We start from the raw sequence: 26,612 nt of genomic DNA on the forward strand, positions 1-26,612 counted from the left end.
GGGGGGGGGGGGGGGGGGGGCCCCCCCCGCCGCCCACCCGCACCCCTTACCAGGCATCGTCGAACATCACCGCATTGACCGGCGGGCACCGCCGCACGGCGGCTGCAGCTCCCGCCCGGGCCGGGCAGTCTCCCGTACGCGCGATCGCGCGCCGGCACGCGAGGTCCCCGCGTCGACCGGCTGCCCACCCTGCGGCACCGGATCGCCGCCGCGCTGGGCGGCCACGTCGGCGCCCCACCCACCGACCCCCACTGACCACCCCCGTTGCCCCCGCCCCGCCCCCGCCGCGCTCGCCCCCCCGCGCTCGCCCACACGGCGGCGACGGCCCTGTTTCACGGAAAGAGTGGCCTCCGCGCGGGGCATGGGCGCTGTTTCCGTGAAACAGCGCGGATCTTGGGGTGGGGGAGGGGTGGGGTCAGTTGGGGTGGTCGAGGATGGCGCTGAAGCGTTCCTCGGCGAGGTCGAGCTGGGCGAAGATGTGCTGCTTCACCGGGGCGGAGAGCGGGGTGTCCGGGCGGGCGATCAGGTCGCGGAAGACGGGCACCAGGGGGCGGTACTTGGCCGCCGACCGGGCCACCTTCGGCCCGACCGTGTGGATCACGCCCACCCCGTTGTCGGTGAAGTCCGACATCTTGATCACCCGGGCCCAGGGCTCCCGGTCCAGGCTCGCCGCGACGTGCTCGCGGTACTGCACGTGCCGGTCGCGCCCCGGGTCGTATGCGGGGTTGGTGACCGCCCCGACCAGCCGGGCGACGCGCGGGCCGAACCGGTCGGCGAGCGCCGCGAGGGCCGCCGCCGTGGGGTCGCCCGTGGCGTCCGGTCCGGCCAGTTCCGCCGGGTGGTCCTCCACGGCGTCGTGCAGCAGGCCCGAGACGATCACGTCCACGTCCCGGACGTGGTAGTGGTGCATCATCCGGATCGCCACCCGGAGCAGGTGGTTGAGGTACGGCTCGCGCACCCGGCGGTCGTCGCGGTGCAGCTCGGCGGCCAGGCCGAGGGCGGCCGTGAGCCGCTCGCGGGCGGCGTCGTCAAACGTCTCGATCTCCAGCCGGAACCGCGCCAGCAGGCCCGGCTCGCCGTGGATCTCGGTGATCGCGTGCATCGGCATGGTGGCCAGGTATGCGGGGAACTCCATGGTCCACTTATAGCCGATCTTCACTACCGGCAGGGTCGGCCGTCGTCCACCCGACGGCCGTCAGCGGTTGGCGGAGAGCCGCTTGACGAGGCGCACCGTCGTGCCCTCCGGGGTGCCGACGATGGTCGCCTCGTCCATCACCCGGGCCATGATCAGTCGGCCCCGGCCGCGCTCGTCGCCGTCCCCGCCTTCGTCCGTGCGCCAGCCGCCCTGGTCGCGTACCTCGATCTCCAGCAGGTCGTCGCGCAGCTCGGCGCGGAGCGTGGTGATCCCGCCGGGGGCGAAGCGGTACCCGTGCTCGATGGCGTTCGCGCAGGCCTCCCCGGTGGCGATCAACACCGTCTCGACGTCCCACTCGGCCACGCCCAGGGCGTGCAGCCAGCCGCGCAGCCGCTCCCGGGTGGGGGCGAGTTCCCCCGGGTCGGCCGGCACCGCGATGGTGAGCACCGGGTCGGGCCGGTGCCGGGGCACAGCCTTGCCCCCGCCGCCGGTCCCGGCGGCTGCCCCACCCTCCACGTCCGGCCCCCTGTCCCGCGCACGTCCCCGAGCCCGGGCGCTCGCTGGCGCTGTCACCGCCCTCACCTATTGTCCCCGGCGGGAGCGTGGTTCATTCCCCGACCCGGCGGTCGGCCCGGCGCCGCCCCGGTCCAGGAGATCATTGCGCACCGCTGCCGGCGCCCCGTCCCCGGGGACGGCGGGCACGCCGACGGCGCCCGGGTGACAATCAGCCGATGGACCGGGTGCTGGAGGTGCTGGTGGCGCTGCCGCCCGCACTGGTCCTGGCGTTGGTCTTCCTGCTGCCCGCCCTGGAGGCGTCCACCTTCCTCGGCCTGCTGGTGCCCGGCGAGGTGGCGGTGCTGGTCGGCGGGGTGCTCGCTCACGAGGGGCGGCTGCCACTCTGGGCGGTGATCGTGGCGGCGGTCGCCGGGGCGGCCCTCGGTGACCAGGTCGGCTATCTGCTGGGCCGCCGGTACGGCCGCCGGCTGTTGGACCGTGCGCCCCGGCGGTTCGTCCGCTCCGGGGAGCTGCGCCGAGCGCTGGACCTGATCCGCCGCCGGGGCGCGGTGGCGGTGGTGCTGGGGCGGTGGGCGGCGGCGCTGCGCGCGCTGGTGCCCGGGCTGGCCGGGATGAGCGGCATCCCGCGTCGCGCCTTCACCGTGGCGAACGTGGCGGGCGGGGCGCTCTGGGCGGTCGCCGTGGCCGTGCTCGGTTACCTCGCCGGCGCGTCATACCGGCTGCTGGAGCGGCGCCTCGGCTGGGGCGGCGAGGCGGTGCTGGCCGTGGTGGTGCTGCTGGTGGTGGTGCGGGTGGTCCGCGCCCGCCGGGCCGCCCGCCGGGAGCGGGAGGTGCCGGCGGGGCGGACCTGAACCGGGCGGCACCGGCGTCCGTCGGCCCCCGTCGGTCCGGCGGACGGCCCGGTGCGGCCGTCGGTGCGGCCCCGCGCCGGGCGGAACCGGGGGTGGCGCCGGCTCAGTCGGCCACCAGGTGGTCGCCGCCCCACCCCGTGTTCCGCTCGCGTTGCCGGCGGACGAGGTACGTGCCCGGCGCGATGCCGGAGCCGCCGTGCTCGGGGTGGACGAGGTAGGCGGGCCCGGTGCACCGCAGCGCGCCGACGGCGAGGGACACCGGGTCGGCCACGTCGGTGCTCCAGTGGGCGTCGCCCGGTTCGGCGACCAGGGTGTGCGGGTTGCCGCCGGCCGCACCGCGCAGCAGCTCAACCCCGGCCGGCGGCACCGGACGCCAGCGCGCCCGGGCCGCCAGGTGCACGTCGTCGAGCACGTGCAGCGGGACGACGAGCAGATCCCCCTGGGCCTGGAGGCCGGCCAGGACGGGGATGCGGACCTGCTGTTCGAGGTGGTCGAGCACGGTCAGGCCGGTCAGGTCGGTCAGCTTGTTCAGGGTCATGGTCATGGTGGTCACCTTCAGGTTCGGCGGAGCAGGAGGACGTACTGTTCGCCGGTCAGGCCGTACGACCAGCCGGCGGCGGCGACGGGATCGTCGAGGTGGGCGGGGACGATGAGCCCGTACCGGCGGCGTCGGCCGTCGCGCTCGACGGAGCCGTTGACCGCCAGCAGCACCCGCGCCGCAGTGCCCCACACCTGCCGCGGCAGGTCGTAGAGCTGCAGCCGGCAGCCGGGGTTGCCCGGGTCGGGCGCCTCGGCGACCAGCCGCAACCGGGCCTGGTCGAGGTAGGCGTCCCAGCCGAGGTGCTCGATGGCGCACCGGCGCACCTCGACGTTGCGTTCCCGGGCGATCCGTTCGACGGTCGGCTCGCGGATCACCCAGTCCGGTACGGCGGTGCCGTGCCAGGAGTGGGCACCCCAACCGTCGGCGTACCCGACGGCCGGCCCGTGCCCGTTGTGCGTGCGGATCTCACCGTGCCGCGCGCCCGGCGCGGCCTCGGTGTGCACGACGGTGGTCCGTTCGGTCACCAGGCAGACCCGTTCCCGCGGCCACCACCAGCCGGCGGAGCGGGCCACCTCGGCCCACAGGTCGAGCTGCCGATCGTCGTCGGGGGCGAACACGGCGGGGCGCAGCCGCCGCCGCACGTCCTGGTAGGCCACCCGGGGCACGTCGTGCTGCCCGTGCCAGCGCAGCCCGGGTGGCTCGCCGACCGCCTGTGCCAGCGCGGTCCGCAGCGGGTCACGCACCGCGTCGTGCACCGACCGGGTCAGCAACTCGCGTACCCCGACCCGGAGCAGGTCGGCGAGGCTCGCGCCGACGGCGAACGCCTCGGCCGGTGGCAGGGTGCGCGCCGCCCGGTTGCGGGTCCACCAGGTCTCCGCGGTGGCCTCGCCCCCGTCGAGCCGGTCACCGAGCGCGGCCCATTCGACGGCGAGCTGGTGCGCCACGTGCCAGGGCGCGGACTGGTCGGGCGGGTCGCCGAAGCGGATCGGGGATTCGTCCAGCAGGTCGACGGCCTGCCGGGGGCTGGCCACCCAGTGGAAGCGGGGTCGGGGCCGGCCGAGCCGGGCGTACAGGCCGGTGATGGACCGCTCCGCGCGCTCCCGGTCGGCGGGCTCGGTGCTCAGCGCGGTCCGTAGCCAGTCGTCGCGGAGTTCCGCCGCCCGGTACCAGCGGTCGAGGTGGGCCGCCGGGTCCCGGCCGAGTCCGGCGCGGCGCCTGGCCCGCTGCCGGTTACGCGCGCTCATCGCGCCAGGGCGTACACGCCCTTTCTCTCGATCATGTCGTCGATGCTGGCAGAGCCGGCCGCCCCGGGCAACCCCGTTCACGGCCCGGGCGCAGCACGGCGGTGTCGTCTATCTCGATCGCTCGCACCCGGTAGCGCTCGACCTCGACCCGGCCCAGGGCGCCGTCGAGGGCGGGCCGGCCGTCCAGGCGACGCCGTCCCACCCACGGGGCGCGGGCGTAGTAGGCGTCCGGGCGTCCCCAGGCGGCCACGGTGGCGATGCCGGTGACCGGGCCGAGCCGGCCGGCGGCGAGTGCGCCGGTCAGCTCGGTCAGCGCCGCCGAGCCGAGCGCCTGGAAGCCGACCTGCACGACCCGCCCGGTGGCGGCCGACGCGGCCGCGAGGGCCCGGTGCTCGGCCAGGTCGAGCACCGGTGGCTTCTCCAGCAGCACGTCCGCCCCGGCGTGGAGGCGCAGCCGCCCGGCGGCGTGCAGCGGCGCGATGGCCCGCCGGTGCCAGCGCCCGTGCCCGTTCGCCCCGACCAGCGCCAGCCGGGGCGGGGCACCGGCCGGTGCCGGCCGGCCGCGGGCCGCGCCGGACCCGTCGGCGGCCGGACCGGGGCCGGTCGGCACGCGACCCGCCGGGCCGGTCACCGCGCACCGGCCAGGGTGGCGCGGACGCCGTGCCGCTGCAGGGCGGTGAGCCAGCCGGTCACGTCGGCGCGAACCTCGTCGTCGGCGGCCAGTTCGGCCGGAAAGACCTCGCGTACGGCGAACAGGGCGTCGACCACCCCGGCGGGGGTGTCCCGGCCGGCGGCGAGCGCGTCCCGCAGCCGGTCGGCGAGCGGGTCGTCCAGCGGCAGCGGGCGGCCGTCGTCGGCGTGACCGAGCAGGAAGCGCAGCCAGGCGGCCACCACGAGGGCGCACCAGTGGGCCGGCCGCCCGGCGGCGCGCAGGTCGGCCATGGTGTGCAGCACCCGCTGTGGCAGCTTCTGCGAACCGTCCGTGGCGATCTGGAGGGTGCGGTGCCGGATCGCCGGGTTGCCGAACCGGGTGAGCACCTCCTCCCCGTACGCCGGCACGGAAACACCGGGCGGCGGGGTGAAGCTGGGCGTGACGTCCTCGGCGACCAGCCGACGCAGCACGGTGGTCAGCTGCGGCAGGGCGAGGGTCTCGGCGACGATCTCCGCGCCCGCGAGCGCGCCCAGGTAGGCGGTGGCCGAGTGCACCCCGTTGAGGGCGCGCAGCTTCAGCCGCTCCCACGGGCCGGCGTCGCCGGTGAGGACCGCCCCGGCCCGCTCCCACGCCGGGCGTCCGCCGGGAAAGTCGTCCTCGATGACCCACTGGGAGTAGGGCTCGGCGGCCACCGCCGCCAGGTCGGCGACCCCGAGCACCCGCCGGGCGGTGGCCAGGGTCTCCGGGGTGCTGGCCGGCACGATCCGGTCGACCATGGTGCCCGGGAAGGTGACCTGCCGCGCCACCCGGTCGGCGGTCTCGTCGGGCACCCGGGCCAGCGTGAGGCACTGGCCGACCAGGCCGCGCAGCCGACGCCCGTTGGCGGGCAGGTTGTCGCAGCTGACCAGGGCGATCGGGCCGGCGTCGGCGGCGGCCCGGGCCAGCAGTCCCCGGACCAGCAGCCCGGGCACGGTCCGCGGCGGCCGGTCGGTGGTGAGGTCGGCGGTCAGCTCCGGGTCGGCGCGCAGCGTCCCGGTGACCGGGTCGAGCTGGTACGCCTTCTCGGTCACGGTCAACGTCACCACCCGGATCGCCGGGTCGGCGAGCAGGCGGACCACGGCGGCCGGGTCACCGGCGGCGTGCCGTACCCCGGCCAGGGCGCCGACCACCCGGCTGGCCGCGCCCTCGGCGGAGAGCGCGGTGACGCTGAACAGGGCGTCCTGCGCGGCGAGGGCCTCGACCACGGCGGCGCTGCGGGGCGCGACCCCGATGATGCCCCAGTCGCCGCCCGCCGCGGCGACGGCCGCCTCGGTGTGCATCGCCTGGTGGGCGCGGTGGAAGGCGCCGAGTCCGAGGTGGACGATGCCGGCCGGCACGGTGCCGGGGCGCAGCAGCGGCCGGCACTCCACCGGCAGCCGGCGCAGGGTGGCCAGGCCGAGCCGGTCGGTGTTCACGGTCAGCGCCACGCCGGGCCGTCCGGGAAGCGGAAGTGGGCGACGGACTCCGGGCGCAGGGCGGCGCTGTAGCCGGGGGCGGTGGGTAGCAGGTAGCGCCCCCGGCGGGTGCGGACCGGGTCGACGAAGTGCTCGTGCAGGTGGTCGACGTACTCGACCATCCGGCCGTCGATGCCGGTGCCGACCCGCAGATGGTCGAAGACCGCCAGGTGCTGGACGTACTCGCAGAGCCCGACACCACCGGCGTGCGGGCAGACCGGCACCCCGAACTTCGCCGCCATCAGCAGTTCGGCGAGGACCTCGTTGACCCCGCCGACCCGGCAGGCGTCGATCTGCATGACGCCGATCGCCCCGGCCTGCAGGAGCTGCTTGAAGATCACCCGGTTGGCGGCCACCTCGCCGGTCGCCACCCGGCAGCGCCCCTCGGAAAGTTCGGCGACCGCGCGGGCGATCCGGGCGTGACCGAGCACGTCGTCGGCGTGCGTGGGCTCCTCGATCCAGTACGGGTCGACCTCCACCAGCGCGGTCATCGCGGTGATCGCCTCGTCCACGTCCCAGACCTGGTTGGCGTCCATCATCAGCAGCGCGTCCGGGCCGATCTCGGCGCGGATGATCCGGGCCCGGCGCAGGTCGTCCGCGAGCGGGCCGCCGACCTTCATCTTCACCGCCCGCCAGCCCGCGGCGTGGGCGGCCCGGGTCAGCGCGCGCACCTTGTCGTCCGGGTAGCCCAGCCAGCCGACCGAGGTGGTGTACGAGGGTAAGCCGTCCCGCTCCAGGGCGGCGATCCGCTCGGCGAGACCGTCGCGTCCCTGGTCCAGGATCGCCGCCGCGTCGTCGGGGGTCAGCGCGTCGGTGATGTGGCGGAAGTCGACGGCGGCCACGAGCTCGTCGGTGGGCGCCTCGGCGAGGAACCGCCACATCGGCTTGCCGGCCAGCCGCGCGCGCAGGTCCCAGACGGCGTTGACCAGCGCCCCGGTGGCCATGTGGATCACCCCCTTCTCCGGGCCGAGCCAGCGCAGCTGCACGTCGGCGGTGAGCGACCGCCAGAACGCCACCGGCTCGGCGGTGATCTCGGCGACCGTACGGCCCCGGACGTGGTGCGCGAGGGCCCGCACCGCCGCGCAGGTGATCTCGTTGCCCCGGCCGTTGGTGAAGGTGAACCCGGCGCCGGTCGGCCCGCCGTCGGTGGTCAACTCCACGTACGTCGCCGAGTAGTCGCCCCGGTTGACGGCGTCCGAGCCGTCGCCCCTGGCGGCGGTCGGGAACCGCACGTCGTGCACCTCGACGTCGACGATCCTGGTCATGATTGCCCCTCCCCGAACTTGAAGACCTGCCTGGGCAGCCGGTACGCCAGGTCGACGATGGTCTCGGCGGCCTCGTCCTCGGGCAGCCGGTGCTCGGCGACGAGGCGGGCCAGGAAGCCGGCGTCGACCCGGCGGGCCACGTCGTGGCGGACCGGGATGGAGCAGAACGCGCGGGTGTCGTCGACGAACCCGGCGGTGTTGTAGAAGCCGGCGGTCTCGGTGACCGCCTCCCGGAACCGGCGCAGCACCTCGGGGGAGTCCAGGAACCACCAGGGCGCGCCGAGGCGCAGCGCCGCGTACCCGCCGGCGAGCGGGGCGAGTTCCCGGGTGAAGGTGCCCTCGTCGAGGGTGTAGAGCACCACGGTCAGCCGCGGGTCGTTGCCGTGCGCGTCGAGCAGCGGGGCGAGCCCGTGCACGTACTCGGTCACCTGCGGCACGTCCCCGCCGACGTCCCGCCCGTGCCGGGCGTACAGCCGGCGGTTGTGGTTGCGCACCGCGCCCGGGTGCAGCTGCATCACCAGGCCGTCGTCGAGCGACATCCGGGCGAACTCCAGCAGCATGTGCGCCCGGAACGCCTCGGCGCCGGCGGCGTCGGCGAGGCCGCGCCGCCCCTTGTCGTACAGGGCCGTCGCCTGCGCCGGACCGAGACCGAGGATTCGGGCGGTCGGGTGGCCGTGGTCGGAGGAGGTGGCGCCGGCCGCGATGAACGCCGCCCGGCGCTGCCGCAGCGCGGCCAGGTAGCCCGCGTAGGTGCCGGTGTCCTCGCCGGACACCTCGGCGAGCCGGTCCACGTTGGCCGACCAGTTGCCGAACTCCATGTCCACCACGTCGTCCGGGCGGAACGTGGTGACCACCCGCCCGCCCGGCCCGCCCCACCCGTCGGCGGCGAGCTTCGCGTGCCGGCCCAGGTCGTCGAGGGGTGACTCGGTGGTGGCGAGCACCTCGATGCCGAACCGGGTGAACAGCACCCGGGGGCGGAACTCCGGCTCGGTGAGCCGGGCGGCCAGCTCGTCGTAGACGGTGTCGGCGGTGGCTGGGGAGAGCGGGGTGGTCACCGCGAACACGTCGCGGAAGGTCTGCTCCAGCCAGAGCCGGGACGGGGTGCCCCGGAACAGGTGCCAGTGGGCGGCGAAGCGCCGCCAGATGGTCCGCCCGTCGGTCTCGACCGGGCTGCCGTCGACGGTCGGCACTCCGAGGTCCGCCGGGGGTACGCCCTGGCTGAGCAGCATCCGGGTGAGGTAGTGGTCGGGCACGACGAGCAGCCGGGCCGGGTCGGGGAACGGCCGGTCCTCGGCCAGCAGGGCGGGGTCGACGTGCCCGTGCGGGGAGATGATCGGCTGCTCGGCCGCCAGGGCGTACAGCTCGCGCGCGAGGGCGCGCTGGCCGGGTTCGGCGGGCAGCAGCAGATCGCTGCGGGAGATGGTCGGCACGGGGCGGGCTCCTCGGTCAGGGCAGGGTGAGCAGGTCGGCGACGCGGACGGGCGTGCCGGTGTCCAGCGAGCGGTTGGCGGCCAGGCCGGTGAGCAGGGCGAGCGCGCCGTCGTACGCGGTGGCGGCCCGGTCGAGCGGGTCGGGCGCGCCGCCGAGGAGGACCCGGGTCATCCGGGCGTCCGCGCCGCCGTGCCCCTGCCGGGTCCAGCCGCCCACCGGCACCGGCACCGGGGGCGCCCAGAACGGTCGCAGGGTGAGCCGGGCCGCCCCGTGTTCCGCGGCGGCCTCGTCGCCGTGCAGCGCGGCGCCCTTGAGCGCCCCGGCCCCGGCGGGGCTGACGTGGTCGCTCTCGGTGACCTCCAGTTCGAGACGGCCCCGGCTGCCGTTGACCATGACCCGGTAGTCCTCCCAGGGGGCGTACGCGGTGAGGTGGTAGGTCATCGTCGCGCCGGTGGAGTAGGGGCCAGCACGGCGAGGTCGTCCTCGATGGCCACCCCGGGGGCGAAGACGTTGCGGTCGCGCTGGTAGCCGTCCTCGGCCTCGGCGTCGAGGTAGAGCTCACGCAGCCGGGGGTGGTCGGCCAGCCGCAGGGCGAACGGGTCGGCGGTGTCAGCGTGGTCGAGCGCGAGCGCGCGGACGAACATCTCGGCCCGCGCCCCGGCGCCGACCAGGGCGTGGCGGACCCGTTCCCGGGCCGGTGGTGACATGGCGTCGACCTCCCCGGATTGCTGCAAAGGTTTGCAGTCGAAGAAAGCACGCCCGAGAAGAGCTCGTCAACGGCCGATGACAAACTCGTCGCGTTTGTCCGGATTAACCCCGGGCCGCACGCCCGTCCGGGAGCGGTGCCGCAATCGACCCGCAACAATCCCCCGTTGACACTGGAGCAACCGTTTGCATTAATTGGCGGCACCCCACCCCACGTGACCACCACCACATCGGACGAGGGAGCCCGTCGTGCCAGCCACCATCCGGGACGTCGCCCGGGCCTCGGGCGTGCACATCTCCACCGTCTCCCGCACGTTCTCGGCGCCGCACCTGGTCAACCCGGAGACCCGGGTCCGGGTGCTGGCCTGTGCGGAGGACCTCGGCTACCGGCCCAACCGGGCGGCCCGGGCCCTCATCACCGGCCGTACGCACAACATCGGCCTGATCGTGGCCGACATCGCCAACCCGTTCTTCCCGCCGCTGATCAAGGCGGCCGAGGGGCAGGCGCGGCACCGCGACTACCACGTGTTCGTGGCCGACACCAACGAGGACCCGACCGCCGAGGAGCAGCTCGTCCACGCCCTCGCGAAGCAGGTCGACGGGGTGCTGCTGTGCAGCCCCCGGATGAGCAACAGCCTGATCGAGCAGGTCAGCCGGGAAGTTCCGGTGGTGGTGATAAATCGCCAGGTCGCCGGCCTGCCCTGCGTGGTGATGGACGTCGGACAGGGGGCCCGGGCCGCGATCGAGCACCTGCTCGGCCTCGGCCATCGGCAGATCGCGCTGCTCGGCGGCCCGCGCGGCTCGTGGACCAACCGGGAGATGCGCCGGGCCGCCGCGGCGGCCGCCCGCACCGGCGGCGCCGAGCTGACCGTCCTCGGGCCGAACCAGCCCACCGAGACCGGCGGCGGCGCCCTCGCCGAGCCGGTACGCCGCAGCGGCGTCACCGCCGTGCTCGCCTACAACGACCTCATGGCGATCGGCCTGATCGAAGGGCTCGACGCGCTCGGGCTGCGGGTGCCGCAGGACGTCAGCGTCATCGGCGTCGACGACATTGCGCTGAGCCGGCTCACCCGCCCCAAGTTGACGACGGTGGCCACGCCGACCGCGGCCGCCGGCCGGACGGCCGTCGACATGCTGCTGCAACACGACTCCGGCGCGTTCCGCGGCGCCCGGGGCCGGGCTGTGGCGGCCGGCGACCGTCGCACCACCGCACAGGTAATGCTCCAGACCGGACTGGTCGTCCGCGACTCGACCGGGCCCGTCCCACCGCCCGGTCGGGACGTCGCCGGGCCCTGACTGGTGGCCCGGGCCCGCATCGCCGTGCGGACCCGGGCGGCCCGTGGACGGCCGCCGGTGACGTCGTCGCCTCCCGCAGCCGAGGAGTGAGCGCAGATGCACCCAGCAACGTCGGCGGCCCCGGCGCTCGCCGAGTCGGGTGACACCGCGCCGCCGCCCGACCCGGTCTGGACGGCCCGGGCGCTGGCGCTGGCCGACGCGGACTGGGCGGTGCTGGCACCGGCCGGCCACCACAGTGGAGGGAGCAGGGGATGAGCAGGCACGACTTCGGGCCGGTGTTCGGTGCCGCGCGGGTGATGGTGATCCTGCGGGACCTGCCGCCGGACGAGACGGTCCGGCTCTCCGAGCGGGCCTGGGACCTCGGCATCGACGTGGTGGAGGTGCCCATCCGTACCCCGGACGCGCTGCCCGGGCTGCGGGCCGCGGTCGAGGCGGGCCGGCGGCGTGACCGCCTCGTGGGCGCCGGTACGGTCCGTACCCCCGCGCAGAGGCCGGCGAGCCCGGTCGCTGGTGGTGGTGAGCGCCGCCGGCCCGGCGACGACGCCGACCGTGCGGTGACCGAGCCGGCGCAGCTCCGCCCCGAGCAGCCGGGCTCCGTCCTGGTCGGCCGGCAGCACCGCGTCGCCCTGGTGCCGGTGCCGGCCGATCACCGCCACCCGCCCGCCGGTGGCCGCGTACGCGGTGAGCCGCTCGTCCAGCAGCGCGTTGACGTCGTCGTCGTGGTAGCCGGAGCCGGCCAGCACGATCGCGGCCACCTGCTGCGCGCGGAGCAGGTCGACGTACTCCAGCTCCCGTTCCGGGTCTCGGTAGCTGTTGCAGATGATGACCAGCCGGCCCCGCTCGGTGGCGACCCGTTGCAGTCCCCGAATCACCTCCGCGAAGTACGGGTCGGAGACGTCGTGCACGACCACCCCGACCACGCTGCGCCGTGGCCGGGCCAGCAGCTGCGCGTGCGCGTTCGGCACGTACCGCAGTTCGGCGACGGCCTTGAGCACCCGCTCGCGCAGCGCGTCGGCGACCGGCATGCTGCTGCCGTTGATGACCCGCGACGCGGTCGCGGGGGAGACGCCCGCCCGGCGGGCGACGCCGGCCAGCGTCGCCAGGCCACCCCCCTGCTCACCCCGGGTCGCCGAGAGGCTACCGCAGGGCCGCCAGGAAAGCCCTTGCCTGATCGGTGGAGATCACTCCGCCGCTCCCGGAACCACCGTCGGGGAGCCGGATCAGCGGGTGCGGGCGGTGGGCCGGGAGGTGGTGGCCGTGGTCCGGGCGGCCTTGACAATGGCGGGGATGGAGCCGATCAGCAGAACCAGCGCCCAGATGATCGCGACCACGGCGAAGACCAGCGCACCGAGGTCGTCGGTGATGCTGACCAGGATCCCCGGGACCAGCCGGTGCAGGAACTCCAGCACCACCGTACAGAGCAGCGTGGTCAGCGCCAGCAACACCAGGCCCTTGTTCTGCAGGAAACGTGGCTGGGCGAGCAGCAGCAGGCCGCCCCAGACCAGCTTGAGCAGCAGCACCAGGCCGAGCAGCGCGGACGCCTCGCCGACCGGGAAGAACCCCCACAGCGCCAGGTACGCCAGCGTGCCGAACGGCGCCGCCAGGAACAGCGAGACCATGATGGTCAGCTCGACGAAGGCCACGATCAGCAGCACGAAGGACACGATCAGCAGCACGATCGAGAAGATCAGGGTGGCCACGCCCTGCACCCGTCCCTGGATCCGGTCCGGCACCACCAGGCTCAGGCTGAACAGTCCGGTGGTCCACAGCGCCACCACGTCGATCAGCGCCAGGTAGCCGGTGCCCCGGCCGGGCGGCTCGGTGACCGCGCCGACGTCGCCGAGTTCGACGCCGAGCCGACCGGCGCTGTCCCGCAGCGCCCCGCCGGCGTCCCCGCCGCCGGTGAGCAGCGCCGACCCCAGCTCCAGCCCCACGACCAGCGCTACCGCGAGCAGCGCCAGCAGCAGGAACGGTTTGCGCAGCTCACCCATGGCGTACCTCCCCGCCGATCAGGACCGGGCGACGGTGACCGTGCACTCGCCACCCCCCGGGCAGCCCAGGGCGACGTCGGTCTCCCGGTCGACGGCCACCTTCGCCACCGCCGTACCGTCGTCGCCGGGCGTCACCTCGTCGTGGACGGTGACCTCCGCCTGCCGCGGCGCCGGGGCGGTCACCTCGAACGGGGCCCGGCTGCGCAGCACCAGGGTGCGCAGGCCGCCCGGATCGGCGACCCGCAGCACGCAGCCGGTGGTGAACCTGAGCACCGTGCCCTCGACCGACGCGCTGGGCGGTGCGGCGGGCGGGGCGCAGCGGACCTCGACATCGGCCGGGTCGACGGCGGTGCTGCCGCCGCCGAGCCGGCCCAGCCAGCCCGGCCGGGCGGCCGGGTCGCCCCGGTCGTGCCGGCCCCCGCCGACCGCCACCACGTAGAACACCACCAGCAGCGCGGCGAGGGCCGCCAGCAGCAGCTTCTGCCGCCCGCTCATGGCGCCAGGAGCTGGGTGAAGCGGATCTGGTCCACCCCGGCGAAGTACCGGTTGGTGCCCTGCGTCTTGCTCACCGCCACCAGGGTGACCTTGTGCGGTCCCTCCGTCAGGCTTACCGTGCCGACGTCGATCCAGTCGGTCCTCACCACGGTCGGGCTGAAGCCGAAGAAGGTGCCGCCGACCTGCCGGCCGTCGATCAGGAAGATGGTGTTGGCGTAGTCGAACGACGTGGTGCGCACAGTGGAGAACTGCCAGGTCCCGTCGGCCGGCAGGTCCACGGTGACGGTCACCCGGTCGCCGACGGACCGGCCCAGGAAGAACAGCTGGGCGTCGCCGGACCAGGTCACCAGGCAGCAGTTCTTCTGTTCCAGCACCGACGCCGCGGTCGGTCCGGCCGACTGCACCGTGGCGCCCGCCACCAGGCTCTCCGCCTCCAGCGTCACCTCCTGCGCCTGCGGCGGGGCCGGCGGCGGGTCGCCGCCGCGGGTCACCAGGAAGACGACCACCCCGGCCACCACCAGCACCAGCACCGCCGCGGCGGCGATCCACGGCCACGGGGTGCGCTTCGGGGCCGCGGCCGCCTTCACGTCATACGTCACCCGGCCGCTGGAGCGGGAGCTCTCCTCCGGCGCGGTGTTCGCCGAGTACGCGAACCCGGTCATGTCGTAGCGCCGGGGCGGGGTGCCGGGCGGCACGGTGAGGCGGACCAGGAAGGACACCGAACCCTGACCGGGCACCACCCGCTGCGGCTCGGCGACGGTGAACCAGCCGCGCTGGGTGCCCTCGCCGGGCGCCACGTCGAAGACCACGGTGTCCGGGGCCTCGCCCGGGTTGGAGACGGTGAAGGTCAGCTCGCCGCTGTTGCGCGCGTCGAGCGTGAACTGCTCGGCGGCGGCGACGACGGCCCATTCGGTGGTCATGACTGCTCCTTTACTGCTGGTCGCGGGGTGCGGGGGACGGGACGTGCGCCCGGCCGACCGCGCGGACGGCCGCGACCCCGGGCGCCTGGTCGGTCGGGTCCGGCGGGGGTTGGCCGTCGGGCGCCGCCGGTCCCGGGACGGCGGGGTCCGGGGTCACCCCCGCGACGATCTCCACGGTCACCGCGGCCGGCTTCTCCGCCTCGACGATCCGGGTGATCACGGCGAGCTGGTCGGCGGCGGCCGGCGGCACCCGGACCACCACGTGGAACGGACGGTCCGCCGGCTCGTCCAGCCCGAAACCGGTCACCCCGGTGGCCAGCTCCAGGGCGGTGCGCATCCCGTACGGGGTGCCCCGCCAGCGGGCCAGCAGCGCGCCGTGCGCGACCAGGTCCCGCAGCCGGCCCGCCGGCAGCGGCAGCGGCGCGTCCGCCCGGGGCGCGGCGACCACGTGGTCCATCGCCACCCACCGGGTCAGGTACGCCACGAACCCGTCCGGCGTCCGGTACGGCGCGAAGAGCGCGTCGACGTCGGCGAGCACCGCCTCGTCCGGTGCGTGCAACGCCTCCATCACGTCCAGCAGCGCGCCCAGCACGCTGCCCGGGCCGGCGGCCCGCTGGTACGCGGCCGGCAGCAGCCGCTCAATCGCCGCTCGACGCATCCTGCCGCACCACCTCGATGTCGTGCTCTCCGGAGCAGAGCAGCCAGGTGCCGGGGACGGTGACCACGTCGGCGGTGGCCTGGTTGGCGCTGGCCGCCCAGTCCACGGCGTCGCCGCTGCGGTACACGCCGCGCTCACCGCCGGCGAGGATCAGCCGCTCGGCGCCACCGCCGGACGGCGCCGTGGCGGCGATCGCGTCGACCGGGACGAACCGGGACCGGTCCCGCAACGGCAGGCCGCAGTTGACCACCACCGGCTGCCACTGCAACTGCCCGGCCAGGGTGTCCAGCCGGACCACCCCGCCGCTCTGCGTGGCGGCGACCGCCAAGGTTCCGCTGAACGCCAGGTCCCGGCAGGTGCCGCCGATCCAGCCGGCCTGCACCGCCTGCCACTTGACGTCGGACTCGAACAGCCGGGTGCGGTGGCAGCCCTGCCCCGGCTTCTTCGGGTCCGGCTCGCCGGCGCCGCACCACAGCAGGGTGGCCGGCCCGTCGTACTGCACGGCGAGGACCCGGTTGTCCACGTTGGCCAGGCCCACGTGCGCGAAGGTGCCGGGGCGGCCGGCGGCGGTGGACAGGTAGACCCCGAACCCGGCCTGCGCGGCCACCGCCACCCCGGGCGCGCCGCGCTCGGAGACGAACGCCCGCACGGCGTAGAAGCCGCGGTCGGCGTCGGCCGGGTCGACCAGGATCTGCAACGGCACCGCGCCGGGCAGCAGGGAGACCTCGAACAGCCCGGTGTCGGTGGCGAGCAGCAGCGCGCCCGCGCCGTCCCGGTCGATCCAGGCCAGGTCCTGCACCCGGGAGTCCAGGTCGGTCAGGAGCGTCCAGGTCTCCCCGAGGTCGGTGCTCAGCCGCACCCGGGAGCCCCCGGAGTCCCGGGTGGTGACCACGGCCACCGAGCCGGCCCGGGGCACGATGCCGGGGCGTGCCGGCGCCGGGGCGGGGACCACCCGGACCACGCTCTCGGCTTCGAGCCGGCCGGCCGGCTCCCAACCCGCCCCGGCGTTGGTGGAGCGGAACAGCACCGGACCGCGGCCCGCGTACCAGGTGCCCGGCTGGTACTGGTCGACGGCGAGGGTGCGCACCTGCGCGTCCGGCGCCTCGTCCACCACGAACCGCACCGACTCCACGTACCGCACGCCCGGCTCGGCGTGCTCCAGCATCCGGTACACGTTGGAGGCGCGCAGCGGCTCGCCGAACGCCCAGCCGGCCGGGTTGAGCGGGGTGGGCAGCGGGCTGAGCGTCTGGTGCAGCCGGTCGTGGATGCGGCGGCGGACCGCGTCGACGTCCTCCTCCCGCCGGACCACCACCCGGGCCCGGATGGAGACCGCCTTGTAGCGGGCCCAGCTCGCCCGGACCGTGGTGCCCAGCGCGCGGCGCCGCTCCAGGTCGGCCTCCACCCCCCGCCGGGCCTCGTCGACCTCGTGCTCGCGCAGCACGTCGACCGGCAGCCGGCCGCCCGGGCGGGCCTGATCCGGCACGTACGGCACCAGCACCACCTCGACCTCGCCGGGGCGGGCGAAGCTGTAGACGGCTGCCCGGGTGAAGGCCCGGGCCCGGGCCACCGCCCCCGAGCCGGCGGCGAGGATCTCGTAGTCCCGGGCGGTCACCGCCCGCTGCTGGGCGAAGAACTGGTACGGCCCGCGCGCCAGGGCCGACTCCAGGGACTCCAGGTCCCGGCCGCCGCCGGCCGGCTCCGGGTTCGTCACCTTCAGCCCGGGCAGCGGGTCGCGCAGGCTGGTCAGCGTGCCCGCCGCGACGTTCCCGGCGGGGCCGCCACCGCAGCGGTACCAGAGCCGGATCTGCCGCCCGGCCGGCGGCACCGCCGCCACCGTCACCGGACCGGACGCCCCCTCGACGTCCGGCCCGGACCCGTGGGCCGGCCGCAGGTCCAGCGCGGGCGCGAAGGTGACCACCCCGGAGGCGCGGTCCACCAGGTACGCCTTGGCCTGCGGGTCGAGGCCGGCGAAGCTGTCCACCGGCCGCCAGATCTCGTACGTCCGGCCCTCGTGCTCGCGGGCCGCCGCGCCCAGGTCCACCGAGCCGCTCGGCACCTCGACGCCGAGCAGCAGGTCCAGCGTTTCGGCGGTGCGCGCGAGGGGAGCCCGGGCCGCCCGCAGCACCTGGCCGGCCTGGCCGGTGCCGGTGCCGAGCAGCTCCGCCTCGACCGGCTCGCAGTGGTGCATGCGTACCGTCACCTCGGTCTCCCCGGCGGGCAGCAGGGCCGGCTCGGTGGTGACGAAGACGACCGGCCGGGGGTCGGCGCCGCGGGCGGCGGCGACCCGGGTGCCGGCGGGGAGGCGGACCGGCCCGCGGTCCGAACCGGTCCGGCTGAACCGGACCTGCGCCCAGGCCGCGGTGGGCGGGTGCCGGGAGACCCCGAGCAGGTTGAGGAAGGCGACGTACGCCTTCTCCGGCAACTGGTTCAGCCGGTAGATCATCACCTCGGTGAGGTACGCGAACGCCTCCAGCAGCGCCATCCCCGGGTCGTGTGCGGACAGGTCGGTCCAGTCGGGGCAGGACGCGCGGATGCGTTCCCGCGCCTCGGTGACCAGGTCGAGGAAGGCGCGGTCGTCGAGGTGCGGCACCGGCAGCGTCATGACGTGGCCTCCTCGGCGTGGTCGTCCGGGTCGTCGTCGGGCAGCAGGTCGACGGAGAAGACCAGCTGGCCGGGGGAGAGGCTGGCCCGCACCCGGTAGTCCAGCCGGATGACCAGCCGCCACGGGTCGTCCGGGTCGGATCCGGCGTCCACGTCGAGCACCTCCACCCGGGGCTCCCACCGCCGGACCGCCTGCCGGACGTAGTGGATGGCCAGGCCGGCGGTGGTGTCGTCGTTCGGGGCGAAGACCAGCCGGTGCAGCCGGGAGCCGTACCCGGGCCGCATCAGCCGCTCCCCGGGGGTGGTCGACAACAGCAGGAACAGCGCCTGGCGTACCGTCTCGTCGCCGTCGGTCATGGCCAGCCCGCCGGCGGCGGTCAGCGCGAGCCCGCCGGCGCGACCCGCGTCGAAGCCGGCGCCGACGAAGCGGAAGGCCCTCATGCGTCCGCCCCCAGGAAGGTCTGCCGCGGGTCGCGGACGGTGTGATGGACGAACCCGGGCGGGGTGCCGTCGGTGAGGCCGTCCAGGTTGGACAGCACTACCCGGTGCCCGTTTACCCGCAGCCAGGCGCTGTAGCCGACGGTCACCTTCAGCGTCTTCGCGCAGGGTCTGACGGTGGGCCCGTAGTTCGGGCAGGCGGTGATGTCCCTGCCCTCCGGGTCCGTCGCCACCAGCACCGGTACGCCCTGCACGGTCACCCACTGCTGGGAGGGGCGGTTCTGCACCCGGCCGTCGTGGTCGCAGGTGATCAGCGAGTCCCGGTGGATCCAGCGCATCAGCCACCTCCGTGGGCACGGGCGAGGGAGCGGGCCTGCGCAGCGGCGGTGTCGGCGTCCTCGGTGGCGGTCGCCCGCAGGAAGTCGACCGTCCGGGCGCGGACCACCATGGCCCGGCCGGGCGCGGAGAGCACCAGATCGCCGGCCGCGTGCACGGTGGTCAGCTCCGGGCGCAGCTCGACGAAGCTGCCCGCGTCGGTGGCCAGCCGCAGGGTGCGCCCGTCGTCGTCGATGACGATCGACTGGCCGGTGCCGGTCCGCATCGACCAGCGCCGGGACCGCCCGGACACGATCCCCGCGTCGTACGGCTCGACCGCCCCGAACAAGGAGCCGAGCACGATGCCGGACGCCGGCTCGCCGCCGGGCAGCGCCACCAGCACGGTGTCCTCCGGGTCGGGCAGCGCGACGATGCCCTTGCCCCGCCCCGCGCCCGGACAGACCACAGCCAGCCAGCCCGCATCCAGGTCCCCGTACGCGGGCAGGGTCACCCGGGCCCGGCCGAGCCGGTCGGGGTCGTCGACGTCGGTGACCGTGCCGAGGGTGACCGTGGCCGGCGCGGGCGCGGCGACCGCCGACGGCTCCGGCGGGACGGTGGAGAAGCCGCTCAGGTGGCCGTTCGCGTCGACCGTGTGCACCACCTCGGTGAGCACGTACACCCCGGCGACCGGGTCGGGGACGCCGGTCAGGGCGATCCGCCGGCCGGGCCGCAGCGCCGGATCGCCCTCGGCCGTCCCCTCGACGGTGACCAGCGCGGCGACCCGGGCGTCCAGCCCGGCCTGGGCGAGGGCGGCCAGCTCGTCGTCGCTGCGGCCGGGCTGGTCGACGGCGGTACGGGCGCCGTCCGCGCCCACGTCGCCCGGCGCGGGACGTAGCGGCACCCGCCGGCCGGAGCGGGCCTCGTCGGCCTGCTGGCGCAGCGGCTCGGCGCGCTGCGGGTGCCAGCCGAGGGCGACGCTCTCCCCGCCGGCCCGGTCCAGGTTCTCGGAGACCCGCAGGGCGTGCACGGTGTCGCCGAGGGCGAGCGGGACCGGGTCGCCGTACCCGTCGAGGGTGAGCAGGCGCAGCCGGTCGCCGTCCACCGCCAGGTGCAGCCCGGCCCGCCCGGCGACCTCGCGCAGCAGCTCCAGGTCGGTGTGCCGGTGCTGGAGCAGCCGGTCCAGCCGGGGCCCGTCGGTGTCCGCGTCGACGGTGAGGCCGAGGTCGGCGCAGAGCGTCGCGGCCAGGTCGGCCACGGTCACCGACTCGAACACCCGCAGCTCCTGCCGCTTGCGCAGCCGGTGCAGCGGGTCGTACGCCCGGATCCGGAGCAGGGCCGCGCCGTCGGCGGCGTACTCCACCTCGACGCAGGTCACCTCGCCGATGAACAGGGCGTCGGGCTGGCCGTCCAGGCGGACGTCGAGGGCGGCGCCGGGTCGTACCGGCGGGTCGAGGGCGGCGGTGCCGGGCGCGGTGGCGAGGGTGAGTTCACACTGGGTCGGCCGGTCCAGGCGGGCGGCGACCCGGACGCCGCGCAGCCGGCGCGGGTCGCTGAGCGGGGTGCCGTCGACGGTCACGGTGGCGGCCCGGTTCACGGCGCACCTCCCGGCCCAGCCGGACCGCCGGGCGGGGTCGCGCCGGCGGCGGTGACCGGTGGGACGGCGAGGGCGGTGCCGGCCGGCACGGTCAGCGGGTCGCTGATCCGGTTGTGCTCGGCGAGCAGCCGCCAGCGCAGCGGCGAGCCGAGCGCGTCGTGGGCGAGCAGGTCGAAGCGCACCCCGGACCAGCCGGGTTCGGCCGCGCCGTCGGCGGCGGCGACGACCGCCGAGCCGGGCGGCACCGTCGGGCTGCTCGCGGCGGCCAGCTCCTCCTCGAAGCCGGCCTGGGCGGACTCGGCGTTCTCGGCCACCCGGACCAGCTTGAGCCGCAGCCAGGAGCGGCGGGGGGTGCCGGTGAGGCTGAACGCGTCGAAACGTTCCGCGATCGCCACGATGACGCCGGGCACGTTCCACGTCTTGCCCCAGACCAGCCGGACCAGCGGGGGGCGCAGCCAGCCGTGCTCGGTGGTGGAGTTCTCCGCCAGCAGCCACAGTGGACGGGTGAGGGCGCGCACGTCCTCGGGGCGTACCTGGGTCTCCACGAAGTCGATGTCGAAGAGCAGGTCCAGCACCAGTTCGGTACGCCCACCGCCGGTGAAAACCAGCGGATCGTCGGCCAGGCCCACCCCGGTGAGCCGACCGTCCGGCACGCCGCGGGGGCGTACCCCGGCCAGCCGGGTGACCTGCACCGTCTCCGGGTTGAGCAGGCAGTCCACCCGGGTGCCGGACTCGTCCACGAGGAAGGCCACGCGTTCCATCAGGCACCCGCCTGTTCCCGGTCGAGCCGGCGCAGGTACGCCGCGTCGGTCGGGCCTGCCGCCGGCTGCCACAGCTCGCGGTCGTCGGGCAGCGCCGGCCACGGGTCCCGCCCGGGCCGGTGGTCCGCGCTGCGGGTGGCGGCGGTCCCGCCGGGCACCGCGGTGGCCTCGTCGGGCAGCGTCGGCCAGTGCCCGGCGGTCGCTCCGGTCCACTCCGGAGCCGGCGGGCGGGTCGGGGCCCGGTCCCGGCGCGTCCGCCGGCCGTCCGGCGGATGTGCCCGGAGGTCGGGCGTCGGCCTCCGGTCCGACCGGGGCGCGTCGGCGGCGGCTCGGGGATCGTCCGGCGCCCGGCCGGCCCGGGTCGCGCGAGCCGGCGCGTCCCCGCGCCACGCCGGCTGGTCCGGGGGTGCGCCGGCCCACCCGGCAGACCCGGGCCCGGCGCGGACGGGCCGCTCTTGTGCGCCGGGGGCGGCCGGGGGCGGGGCGGGGCGGGCGATGTCGGGGCCGCGCCGGGCCCGCACGGCGTCGCCGGTGGTGGAGCGGGGGGCGCCGCCGTCGCCGGGACGCGCCGCGGTCCGCCGCCCGCCGGCACGGTCGGTGCCGGACCGCCGGGCACCACCGCCGGGCGGATCGCCGGCGCCGGTCGCGTCGGTGGCCCCGTTCGGCCCGGACGCCCCGGTCCGGGCGCCGTCCGCGTCCCGCGCGCCGTCCGGCGTGCGCCCCCGGCGGGCGACGCCGTCGGCGGACCTGGCGCCCGAGCGGCCGTCCCCGGACCGTCCGCCGCGGTGGGTCTCCGGCGGAGTCGGACGGTCGCCCCGATTGCCCGGGCGCTCCGTCGGGGCGGGTGCCGGCTGCGCCGGCCGGGCGGTGACGGCCTCCGGTCGCGTGCCGTCCGGCTGCCCCGGCCGGGCCGTCGCCGACGGGCCGGCGGTGCCGCCCGGTCCCGCCGCCTCGCCGGCCTTGTCCCACCCGTCCCCGGTCGACCGGCCGTTCCCGTCGGTCAGGGGGTTCGCCTCGCCGGCCGGCCCGAAGCCGACCGGAGGCTCCTCGTCGGTGGCGGCGTGCGGGGTGGACGCGGGGTGGGGGAGGTCGCGCAGCAGGCCGGGGGCGTGCGCGGCCACCAGGCGCAGCCAGTGTTCCGGCGGCCCGTGGGGACGGCGGGGCGCGGCCGCGGCGGGCTCCGCCGCGACGGTGGGCGCGGGCGGGGCGAGGCGGTCGGCGGTCGCCCGCAGCGCCCGGGCCAGCCAGTCACGCGGACGTCGGGGCGGCCGCACTGCCCGACTCCAGTTCCAGCCCCTCGTACGCCAGGGTCAGCGCCTCGATGGCGATCTCATGGGCGAGGGTGTTGAGATGGGCGCCCCGCCACCGGGTCGGCCACGCGTTGATCATGTTCCAGCGGAGCACCTCGGCGGTGCCGGCCGGGTCGAGCAGCACGACGGAGACGTTGCGCCGGCTGACCGTGCCCTTCGCCGCCGCGTTCACCCAGTCCCAGAGTTCCCGGGACTGGGTCAGGCCGAAGTGGAGGGTTACCGGGGCGTACTCGGCCTGGCCGGGCACGGCGCGGATCCGCTCGTTGCCGGCCTCCCGGTACGTCACCGACGGGATGTGCACCTCCAGGCCACTGACCTCGGTGAAGTGCCCGTTGGTGATCCCGTTGATGAGCAGCTTGAAGTGGTACGCCCGGTACGGGTCGACGGGCGCGCCCGGCTGCGGGGTGGCCGTGGTCGGCATGTCAGCCTCCGATCGTCTCGGTCTCGGTGCCGCCGGCCCACTGGCTCAGCTTGAACACCACGAACTCCGCGGGCTTGACCACCGCGATGCCGATGTGCGCGACCACCATCCCGGCGTCGCGGACGTCGGACGGGTTGGTCTCCTCGTCGCACTTGACGAAGAACGCCTCCTCCGCCGTCCGGCCGAGCAGCGCGCCGTCGCGCCACACCCGGGTCAGGAACGCCCCGATGTCCCGCCGGATCGAGCGCCAGAGCGTGTAGTCGTTCGGTTCGAAGACCATCCACCGGGTGCCGTTGGCGATGGCCTGCTCGATGGCGATGGAGAGCCGCCGGACGTTGAGGTACCGCCACTCGCTGGCCTCGGCGGCGAGCGTCCGGGCGCCCCAGAGCCGGATCCCCTCACCGGCGAAGTAGCGGATGACGTTGACGCCCTTGGGGTTGAGCACGTCGTGCTCGGGCCGGGTGACCAGGTAGGCCAGGTCGACGGCGCCGCGTACCGGCTCGTTCGCCGGGGCCTTGTGCACCCCGCGCAGCGCGTCGGTGCGGGCCCAGATGCCGGCCACGTGCCCGCTCGGCGGGGTGAGCACCAGGTCGCCGCTGAGCGGGTCACGCACCTTGATCCAGGGGTAGTAGAAGGCGGCGAAGCTCGACTCCCGGGGCCGGTCGCCGTCCGGCCCGTCATCGTCGTCGCCGGGCTTTGCGGGCCCGTCGGCGGGTTTGGCCGATCCGTCGCCGGGCTTGCCGGCGGGCTTGCCGTCGTCCGGCCGGGCCACCCGGGTGAGGGCGGAGACGTCCGGCACCTCCGGCGGCGGGTCGCAGATCGCCACCATGGTACGCAGCCGCTCGGCCATGCTGATCAGCGCCTCGTGCGACATTGGGTCGTGGTAGCCGGGGGCGGCCAGGATGGAGATCTCGTCGACGGCCTCCAACTTCTGCAACCCGCCGCGCCGCCCACCGGTGCCCATGAGCCGGCCACCCTCGCCGACGTTGACCACCCAGCAGCGGGTGCCGCCGTTGTCGAGGAAGCCGAAGACCGCCCGGGCGAGCGGGGTGCTCTCCAGGTGGTCCCCGTCGGCGTACAGCCGCAGGAACTCCGACCAGCTGTTCACCGCGAGGGCCTTGTCGACGTGGGCGGCGCGGTCCGGTGCGACCCCGACGAAGGCGGCGGTGCTGGTGCCGACCGGGCCGATCGGGCGGGCGCCGCTGGGGACCTCCTCGACGTAGATGCCGGGGGAGAAGTAGTTGGGCATCGGTCCTCCTCGGGGAGTCGGCTCAGTCGGCCGGTGGGGCGCAGACGATGACGAGGTCGGGGTCGGCGGGGTCGAGGTCGGCGGTGAGGGTGCGGCCCCGCCCGAACAGCCGTACCCTCACCGGCCGGTCCGGGGCCTGCGGGTCGTGCGGGACGCCGACCAGGCGGAACCGGCCGGCCGGGTCGGTCTCCGTGGCGTACGGGGTGCCGACCAGCTCGACCCGCATCGCGGCGAGTGGCTGCCGTTCCGGCCCGACCACCCGCCCGTCGAGGGTGAGCATGTCCAGTTGCCGCAGCCGCAGCGGATGCCGCACCGGCGGGGCGGCCGGGACCGGCCGGGCGATCTGCGCGGGCACGTCGACCAGCAGGGCCGGTCGGGGCGCGACCCCGAACGCCCGCCACAACTGCGGGTCCCCGGCGGCCAGCACCACCTCCGGCTCGCCGGCCGTCGCGGCCGCGGCGAGCACCCGGTCCAGCGCGGGCAGCGCGGCCGGTCCGGCGCCGCTGACCAGCAGCCGGACCACGAACCGGTACGGCTCGCGCGCCCCGCCGCCGCTCGCGGTCTGCCGGGCCGGCCGCAGCTCCAGCGGCCAGACGGTGAGGCCGCCGTCCCGGTCGTCGCGGGGCGGGCCGACCGGGACGGGATGGCCCGCCGCCCCGGTCAGCCAGGCCGCGAGGTCCGCGACGGCCGCCTCGATCGCACCGGTCATCGCGGCGGGGTCCCCTGGATCCGGTACGCGATGGCCTCGTTCCACACGTGCGGGTAGACGCCGATCTCGAAGTACCGGGTGAACCGGTTGATCGGCGCGTTGGCGTGGTCGTGCCAGAGCAGCCACACCGGCGCGACGGCGAACAGCACGTAGTTGAGCACGACCAGCGGCAGGTAGAGCGGGCCGAGCAGCCGGGCCTGGAGGATGTGCACGTCCTCGTGGCGCTGGATGCCGGGGCTGGACCCGGCGCAGACGGTGCCGATCGTGGTGGCGTACCGGGGGGAGACCCCCTCGACCAGGTTGACCCGGCCGCTGGCCTGGGAGACCACCCGGTCGAGCTGGTGCCCGAAGACCAGGTGCAGGGCCAGGTAGAGCGCGCCGACCGCGGTGTTGAGCAGGCTCCAGGTGTGGTCGACCACGAAGAGGAAGATCCCCTTCGGGTCCGCGCCGTACGTGCCGGCCGAGGCGACCGCCCAGCCGAAGGGCGCGCCGATCAGAAGCCCGACGACCGCTCCGACGAGCAGGCCGACGGTGCCGCCGGCCAGTTGACCGAGCAGAGCGCCGAGGACGATGTGGACGGCGGCGCTGATGATGCCGAAGACCATGGGGGTCACCTCTCTCAGACCCACGAGCGGATGTAGCGGGGCTCGCGTCCCTGCGCGAGCTGGGTCGGCGACGCCTGGGTCGCCTGCCGGTTGCCGGGCGGCAGCTGGTTGATGCCGAGGGCGGCGGAGAAGATGACCAGCCCGTTGAAGAACGCGATGATCCACTTCTCGGGACCGGCGTCGGCGGCGAACGCCGCCGTCAGGTACGACAGCGCCAGGGCGATGCCCAGCGCGACCCACTTGCGGGCCTGGTCGCCGCTCGGGCCGAGCAGTCCGCCGATGACGTTGGTGGCGAGCAGGGTGGCGGCGCTGGCGCCGGTCAGGCTCCCCAGCGCGGCCCAGGTGAAGAGGTCGTTCACGGCGATCTCCCTTCGGCTGGTGCGGTGGTGCGATCGGGGTGAGGTGCGGCGGCCGGCGGCGGGACCGGTCGCCCGGGTGGCGGCGTCGCGCCGAGGTCAGGCCGGTGGGTCGGTCCGGGGTGTCGGCGCGGGGCTGGTGGCGGCCGGTGCGGTGCTGGGCGGGGCGGGGTCGGTCGGAGTGGCCTCGGCCGGCGCGTCCGGGCGGCGGAGCAGGAGAACGACGACCACGGCGACCAGCAGCAGGACGACCACGCCACCGACCACCAGCAGCCAGGGGAAGCTGCCGCCGGCGGCGGTCGGGTCGCCGGTCGCGCTGGCCGACGCCCGCGCGGGCGCCTCCGCCTCGGCGACCAGTTCGGCCGGCTTGGCCCGGTTGGAGTCCACCTTCCAGGTGACCGACCGGCCGTTGACGATGCCATTGCTGGAGACCACCCGGCCGGGGAAGGTCACCGATATCTCGAAGGACATCAAGGTCACGAATGCCCGCCGGGTCGCCGGATCCTTCTCGGCCACCTTTCCGGCGTATTTATCGGGGTCCAGCGGAAATGTGAACCGGTAACGGTCGCCGACGCGAACCAGATTCACGCTGTCGCTGGTGAATTGCGACAGCGGTTTATTCCGGTACGCCACCTGCACGCCGTAGAACCGGGCGTCCTCGTACCGGCTCTCGTCGCCGGCGGGCAGCGTGGGCAGTTGCCGCCGCATGTCGGCGAAGGCCGTCTGCACGTCCGGGTTCCGGTTCTTGAGCAGGGATTTGTCGGCGGTCACCAGGAGCTGCCCGCTGACCGTGTCGTCGGGGTTCACGGTCAACCCGAGATTGAGTTGCATGCAGCCGGTCAGCGCCGCCACGAGGGCGAGACACACCGCGAGGCGGAATGCCCGGCTGCGGCGGAGTCCCGTATTCATGCGGACAGTGTGTGTGATCGCTCTCACACCCGCAGTCAGCGATCAGTCACACGCTTGTCGCCGATCTTACCGGCGACCCCTCCCATTCGGCCGACCCCGGAAAAGTCCGCGGATCGATATTCTGAAGGGTTGACCATTTTCTGGTTCCCGG

At 75.5% G+C, this 26,612-nt stretch carries 29 protein-coding genes and 1 pseudogene; 3 read left to right on the forward strand and 27 right to left on the reverse strand.

Annotated features, from left to right (window positions below; genetic code table 11):
- Nucleotides 1–415 precede the first annotated feature (415 nt).
- On the reverse strand, nt 416–1,135 hold the full coding sequence (locus tag ACL02O_RS18630; protein WP_412819409.1) for an HD domain-containing protein: 720 nt from the start codon (nt 1,133–1,135) through the stop codon (nt 416–418).
- A 60-nt stretch (nt 1,136–1,195) separates the two neighbouring features.
- On the reverse strand, nt 1,196–1,651 hold the full coding sequence (locus ACL02O_RS18635) for an ATP-binding protein (RefSeq protein WP_412819361.1): 456 nt from the start codon (nt 1,649–1,651) through the stop codon (nt 1,196–1,198).
- Nucleotides 1,652–1,866: 215 nt separating this feature from the next.
- On the opposite strand from ACL02O_RS18635, the gene ACL02O_RS18640 reads away from it, so the two are divergent.
- Nucleotides 1,867–2,502 carry a DedA family protein gene (locus tag ACL02O_RS18640; protein WP_412819362.1) on the forward strand — a complete coding sequence of 212 codons (636 nt, stop codon included), beginning with the start codon at nt 1,867–1,869 and terminating at the stop codon, nt 2,500–2,502.
- Nucleotides 2,503–2,605: 103 nt separating this feature from the next.
- Here the strand turns inward: ACL02O_RS18640 and ACL02O_RS18645 are convergent, their stop codons facing one another.
- The 8 genes from ACL02O_RS18645 to ACL02O_RS18680 are packed head-to-tail and all read right to left on the reverse strand — an operon-like array spanning nt 2,606 to nt 9,835.
- Nucleotides 2,606–3,046, reverse strand: a complete 441-nt coding sequence (locus ACL02O_RS18645; RefSeq protein ID WP_412819363.1) for a hypothetical protein — start codon at nt 3,044–3,046, stop codon at nt 2,606–2,608.
- An 11-nt stretch (nt 3,047–3,057) separates the two neighbouring features.
- Nucleotides 3,058–4,287 carry a DUF6745 domain-containing protein gene (locus ACL02O_RS18650; protein WP_412819364.1) on the reverse strand — a complete coding sequence of 410 codons (1,230 nt, stop codon included), beginning with the start codon at nt 4,285–4,287 and terminating at the stop codon, nt 3,058–3,060.
- A gap of 31 nt (nt 4,288–4,318) precedes the next feature.
- Nucleotides 4,319–4,918, reverse strand: a complete 600-nt coding sequence (locus tag ACL02O_RS18655) for a Gfo/Idh/MocA family oxidoreductase (protein WP_412819365.1) — start codon at nt 4,916–4,918, stop codon at nt 4,319–4,321.
- A complete protein-coding gene (locus ACL02O_RS18660) occupies nt 4,915–6,405 on the reverse strand; it encodes a mannitol dehydrogenase family protein (RefSeq protein WP_412819366.1) in 1,491 nt (496 codons plus the stop codon). The genes ACL02O_RS18655 and ACL02O_RS18660 overlap by 4 nt, the downstream gene beginning before the upstream one ends.
- Complete coding sequence (locus ACL02O_RS18665; protein ID WP_412819367.1) at nt 6,396–7,697, reverse strand: enolase C-terminal domain-like protein; 1,302 nt, start codon at nt 7,695–7,697, stop codon at nt 6,396–6,398. Before ACL02O_RS18665 ends, ACL02O_RS18660 begins: the two co-directional genes overlap by 10 nt.
- A complete protein-coding gene (uxaC, locus tag ACL02O_RS18670) occupies nt 7,694–9,127 on the reverse strand; it encodes a glucuronate isomerase (protein WP_412819368.1) in 1,434 nt (477 codons plus the stop codon). The genes ACL02O_RS18665 and uxaC overlap by 4 nt, the downstream gene beginning before the upstream one ends.
- Nucleotides 9,128–9,143: 16 nt before the next feature.
- Nucleotides 9,144–9,569 (reverse strand): hypothetical protein, encoded by a 426-nt coding sequence (locus ACL02O_RS18675; protein ID WP_412819369.1) that lies wholly within the window; start codon nt 9,567–9,569, stop codon nt 9,144–9,146.
- A complete protein-coding gene (locus tag ACL02O_RS18680; RefSeq protein WP_412819370.1) occupies nt 9,566–9,835 on the reverse strand; it encodes a hypothetical protein in 270 nt (89 codons plus the stop codon). The genes ACL02O_RS18675 and ACL02O_RS18680 overlap by 4 nt, the downstream gene beginning before the upstream one ends.
- Nucleotides 9,836–10,082: 247 nt before the next feature.
- On the opposite strand from ACL02O_RS18680, the gene ACL02O_RS18685 reads away from it, so the two are divergent.
- Both ACL02O_RS18685 and ACL02O_RS18690 read left to right on the forward strand, forming a co-directional pair.
- Nucleotides 10,083–11,129 (forward strand): LacI family DNA-binding transcriptional regulator, encoded by a 1,047-nt coding sequence (locus tag ACL02O_RS18685; RefSeq protein ID WP_412819371.1) that lies wholly within the window; start codon nt 10,083–10,085, stop codon nt 11,127–11,129.
- Between the two features lie 96 nt (nt 11,130–11,225).
- Complete coding sequence (locus ACL02O_RS18690; protein ID WP_412819372.1) at nt 11,226–11,384, forward strand: hypothetical protein; 159 nt, start codon at nt 11,226–11,228, stop codon at nt 11,382–11,384.
- Between the two features lie 302 nt (nt 11,385–11,686).
- Here the strand turns inward: ACL02O_RS18690 and ACL02O_RS18695 are convergent.
- From ACL02O_RS18695 to ACL02O_RS18775, 17 genes and pseudogenes are all read right to left on the reverse strand, one after another.
- Nucleotides 11,687–12,301, reverse strand: a pseudogene (locus tag ACL02O_RS18695) (LacI family DNA-binding transcriptional regulator); the annotation flags it as partial.
- Nucleotides 12,302–12,349: 48 nt separating this feature from the next.
- Nucleotides 12,350–13,120, reverse strand: coding sequence for a hypothetical protein (locus ACL02O_RS18700; RefSeq protein WP_412819373.1), 771 nt, complete (start codon nt 13,118–13,120; stop codon nt 12,350–12,352).
- 18 nt (nt 13,121–13,138) lie between these two features.
- Entirely contained in the window at nt 13,139–13,615 is a 477-nt protein-coding gene (locus ACL02O_RS18705; protein WP_412819374.1) for a hypothetical protein, read from the reverse strand.
- Entirely contained in the window at nt 13,612–14,535 is a 924-nt protein-coding gene (locus ACL02O_RS18710) for a carbohydrate-binding protein (protein WP_412819375.1), read from the reverse strand. The genes ACL02O_RS18705 and ACL02O_RS18710 overlap by 4 nt, the downstream gene beginning before the upstream one ends.
- 10 nt (nt 14,536–14,545) lie before the next feature.
- Nucleotides 14,546–15,193, reverse strand: coding sequence for a phage tail protein (locus ACL02O_RS18715; RefSeq protein ID WP_412819376.1), 648 nt, complete (start codon nt 15,191–15,193; stop codon nt 14,546–14,548).
- Complete coding sequence (locus tag ACL02O_RS18720; RefSeq protein WP_412819377.1) at nt 15,174–17,795, reverse strand: putative baseplate assembly protein; 2,622 nt, start codon at nt 17,793–17,795, stop codon at nt 15,174–15,176. The genes ACL02O_RS18715 and ACL02O_RS18720 overlap by 20 nt, the downstream gene beginning before the upstream one ends.
- Nucleotides 17,792–18,235: a GPW/gp25 family protein gene (locus ACL02O_RS18725; RefSeq protein WP_412819378.1), complete on the reverse strand. Its 444-nt coding sequence runs from the start codon at nt 18,233–18,235 to the stop codon at nt 17,792–17,794. Before ACL02O_RS18725 ends, ACL02O_RS18720 begins: the two co-directional genes overlap by 4 nt.
- A complete protein-coding gene (locus tag ACL02O_RS18730) occupies nt 18,232–18,570 on the reverse strand; it encodes a hypothetical protein (protein WP_412819379.1) in 339 nt (112 codons plus the stop codon). Before ACL02O_RS18730 ends, ACL02O_RS18725 begins: the two co-directional genes overlap by 4 nt.
- Nucleotides 18,570–20,141: a phage baseplate assembly protein V gene (locus ACL02O_RS18735; RefSeq protein WP_412819380.1), complete on the reverse strand. Its 1,572-nt coding sequence runs from the start codon at nt 20,139–20,141 to the stop codon at nt 18,570–18,572. Before ACL02O_RS18735 ends, ACL02O_RS18730 begins: the two co-directional genes overlap by 1 nt.
- Nucleotides 20,138–20,902, reverse strand: a complete 765-nt coding sequence (locus ACL02O_RS18740) for a CIS tube protein (RefSeq protein ID WP_412819381.1) — start codon at nt 20,900–20,902, stop codon at nt 20,138–20,140. Before ACL02O_RS18740 ends, ACL02O_RS18735 begins: the two co-directional genes overlap by 4 nt.
- On the reverse strand, nt 20,902–22,176 hold the full coding sequence (locus tag ACL02O_RS18745; protein WP_412819382.1) for a hypothetical protein: 1,275 nt from the start codon (nt 22,174–22,176) through the stop codon (nt 20,902–20,904). Before ACL02O_RS18745 ends, ACL02O_RS18740 begins: the two co-directional genes overlap by 1 nt.
- Complete coding sequence (locus ACL02O_RS18750; RefSeq protein WP_412819383.1) at nt 22,151–22,633, reverse strand: phage tail protein; 483 nt, start codon at nt 22,631–22,633, stop codon at nt 22,151–22,153. The genes ACL02O_RS18745 and ACL02O_RS18750 overlap by 26 nt, the downstream gene beginning before the upstream one ends.
- 1 nt (nt 22,634) lies before the next feature.
- Nucleotides 22,635–23,882: a phage tail sheath family protein gene (locus ACL02O_RS18755; protein ID WP_412819384.1), complete on the reverse strand. Its 1,248-nt coding sequence runs from the start codon at nt 23,880–23,882 to the stop codon at nt 22,635–22,637.
- Nucleotides 23,883–23,904: 22 nt separating this feature from the next.
- Complete coding sequence (locus tag ACL02O_RS18760) at nt 23,905–24,591, reverse strand: carboxypeptidase regulatory-like domain-containing protein (protein ID WP_412819385.1); 687 nt, start codon at nt 24,589–24,591, stop codon at nt 23,905–23,907.
- Nucleotides 24,588–25,196: a glycine zipper family protein gene (locus ACL02O_RS18765; protein ID WP_412819386.1), complete on the reverse strand. Its 609-nt coding sequence runs from the start codon at nt 25,194–25,196 to the stop codon at nt 24,588–24,590. Before ACL02O_RS18765 ends, ACL02O_RS18760 begins: the two co-directional genes overlap by 4 nt.
- Before the next feature lie 14 nt (nt 25,197–25,210).
- The gene (locus ACL02O_RS18770) at nt 25,211–25,555 is read right to left on the reverse strand and encodes a hypothetical protein (protein ID WP_412819387.1); all 345 of its coding nucleotides are present in this window, start codon (nt 25,553–25,555) and stop codon (nt 25,211–25,213) included.
- Nucleotides 25,556–25,651: 96 nt separating this feature from the next.
- A complete protein-coding gene (locus ACL02O_RS18775) occupies nt 25,652–26,461 on the reverse strand; it encodes an LppM family (lipo)protein (RefSeq protein WP_412819388.1) in 810 nt (269 codons plus the stop codon).
- Nucleotides 26,462–26,612 lie beyond the last annotated feature (151 nt).

It is taken from the genome of Micromonospora mangrovicola (genome assembly GCF_047200535.1).
Classification (GTDB): Bacteria; Actinomycetota; Actinomycetes; order Mycobacteriales; family Micromonosporaceae; genus Micromonospora.

Bases quoted from the DNA above. Each gene is read 5' to 3' on its own strand.
- ACL02O_RS18630 (WP_412819409.1), bottom strand. From the start codon at position 1,135: ATGGAGTTCCCCGCATACCTGGCCACCATGCCGATGCACGCGATCACC.
- ACL02O_RS18640 (WP_412819362.1), top strand. From the start codon at position 1,867: ATGGACCGGGTGCTGGAGGTGCTGGTGGCGCTGCCGCCCGCACTGGTC.
- ACL02O_RS18645 (WP_412819363.1), bottom strand. From the start codon at position 3,046: ATGACCATGACCCTGAACAAGCTGACCGACCTGACCGGCCTGACCGTG.
- ACL02O_RS18650 (WP_412819364.1), bottom strand. From the start codon at position 4,287: ATGAGCGCGCGTAACCGGCAGCGGGCCAGGCGCCGCGCCGGACTCGGC.
- ACL02O_RS18665 (WP_412819367.1), bottom strand. From the start codon at position 7,697: ATGACCAGGATCGTCGACGTCGAGGTGCACGACGTGCGGTTCCCGACC.
- ACL02O_RS18675 (WP_412819369.1), bottom strand. From the start codon at position 9,569: ATGACCTACCACCTCACCGCGTACGCCCCCTGGGAGGACTACCGGGTC.
- ACL02O_RS18680 (WP_412819370.1), bottom strand. From the start codon at position 9,835: ATGTCACCACCGGCCCGGGAACGGGTCCGCCACGCCCTGGTCGGCGCC.
- ACL02O_RS18690 (WP_412819372.1), top strand. From the start codon at position 11,226: ATGCACCCAGCAACGTCGGCGGCCCCGGCGCTCGCCGAGTCGGGTGAC.
- ACL02O_RS18700 (WP_412819373.1), bottom strand. From the start codon at position 13,120: ATGGGTGAGCTGCGCAAACCGTTCCTGCTGCTGGCGCTGCTCGCGGTA.
- ACL02O_RS18705 (WP_412819374.1), bottom strand. From the start codon at position 13,615: ATGAGCGGGCGGCAGAAGCTGCTGCTGGCGGCCCTCGCCGCGCTGCTG.
- ACL02O_RS18710 (WP_412819375.1), bottom strand. From the start codon at position 14,535: ATGACCACCGAATGGGCCGTCGTCGCCGCCGCCGAGCAGTTCACGCTC.
- ACL02O_RS18715 (WP_412819376.1), bottom strand. From the start codon at position 15,193: ATGCGTCGAGCGGCGATTGAGCGGCTGCTGCCGGCCGCGTACCAGCGG.
- ACL02O_RS18720 (WP_412819377.1), bottom strand. From the start codon at position 17,795: ATGACGCTGCCGGTGCCGCACCTCGACGACCGCGCCTTCCTCGACCTG.
- ACL02O_RS18725 (WP_412819378.1), bottom strand. From the start codon at position 18,235: ATGAGGGCCTTCCGCTTCGTCGGCGCCGGCTTCGACGCGGGTCGCGCC.
- ACL02O_RS18730 (WP_412819379.1), bottom strand. From the start codon at position 18,570: ATGCGCTGGATCCACCGGGACTCGCTGATCACCTGCGACCACGACGGC.
- ACL02O_RS18740 (WP_412819381.1), bottom strand. From the start codon at position 20,902: ATGGAACGCGTGGCCTTCCTCGTGGACGAGTCCGGCACCCGGGTGGAC.
- ACL02O_RS18750 (WP_412819383.1), bottom strand. From the start codon at position 22,633: ATGCCGACCACGGCCACCCCGCAGCCGGGCGCGCCCGTCGACCCGTAC.
- ACL02O_RS18755 (WP_412819384.1), bottom strand. From the start codon at position 23,882: ATGCCCAACTACTTCTCCCCCGGCATCTACGTCGAGGAGGTCCCCAGC.
- ACL02O_RS18760 (WP_412819385.1), bottom strand. From the start codon at position 24,591: ATGACCGGTGCGATCGAGGCGGCCGTCGCGGACCTCGCGGCCTGGCTG.
- ACL02O_RS18765 (WP_412819386.1), bottom strand. From the start codon at position 25,196: ATGGTCTTCGGCATCATCAGCGCCGCCGTCCACATCGTCCTCGGCGCT.
- ACL02O_RS18775 (WP_412819388.1), bottom strand. From the start codon at position 26,461: ATGAATACGGGACTCCGCCGCAGCCGGGCATTCCGCCTCGCGGTGTGT.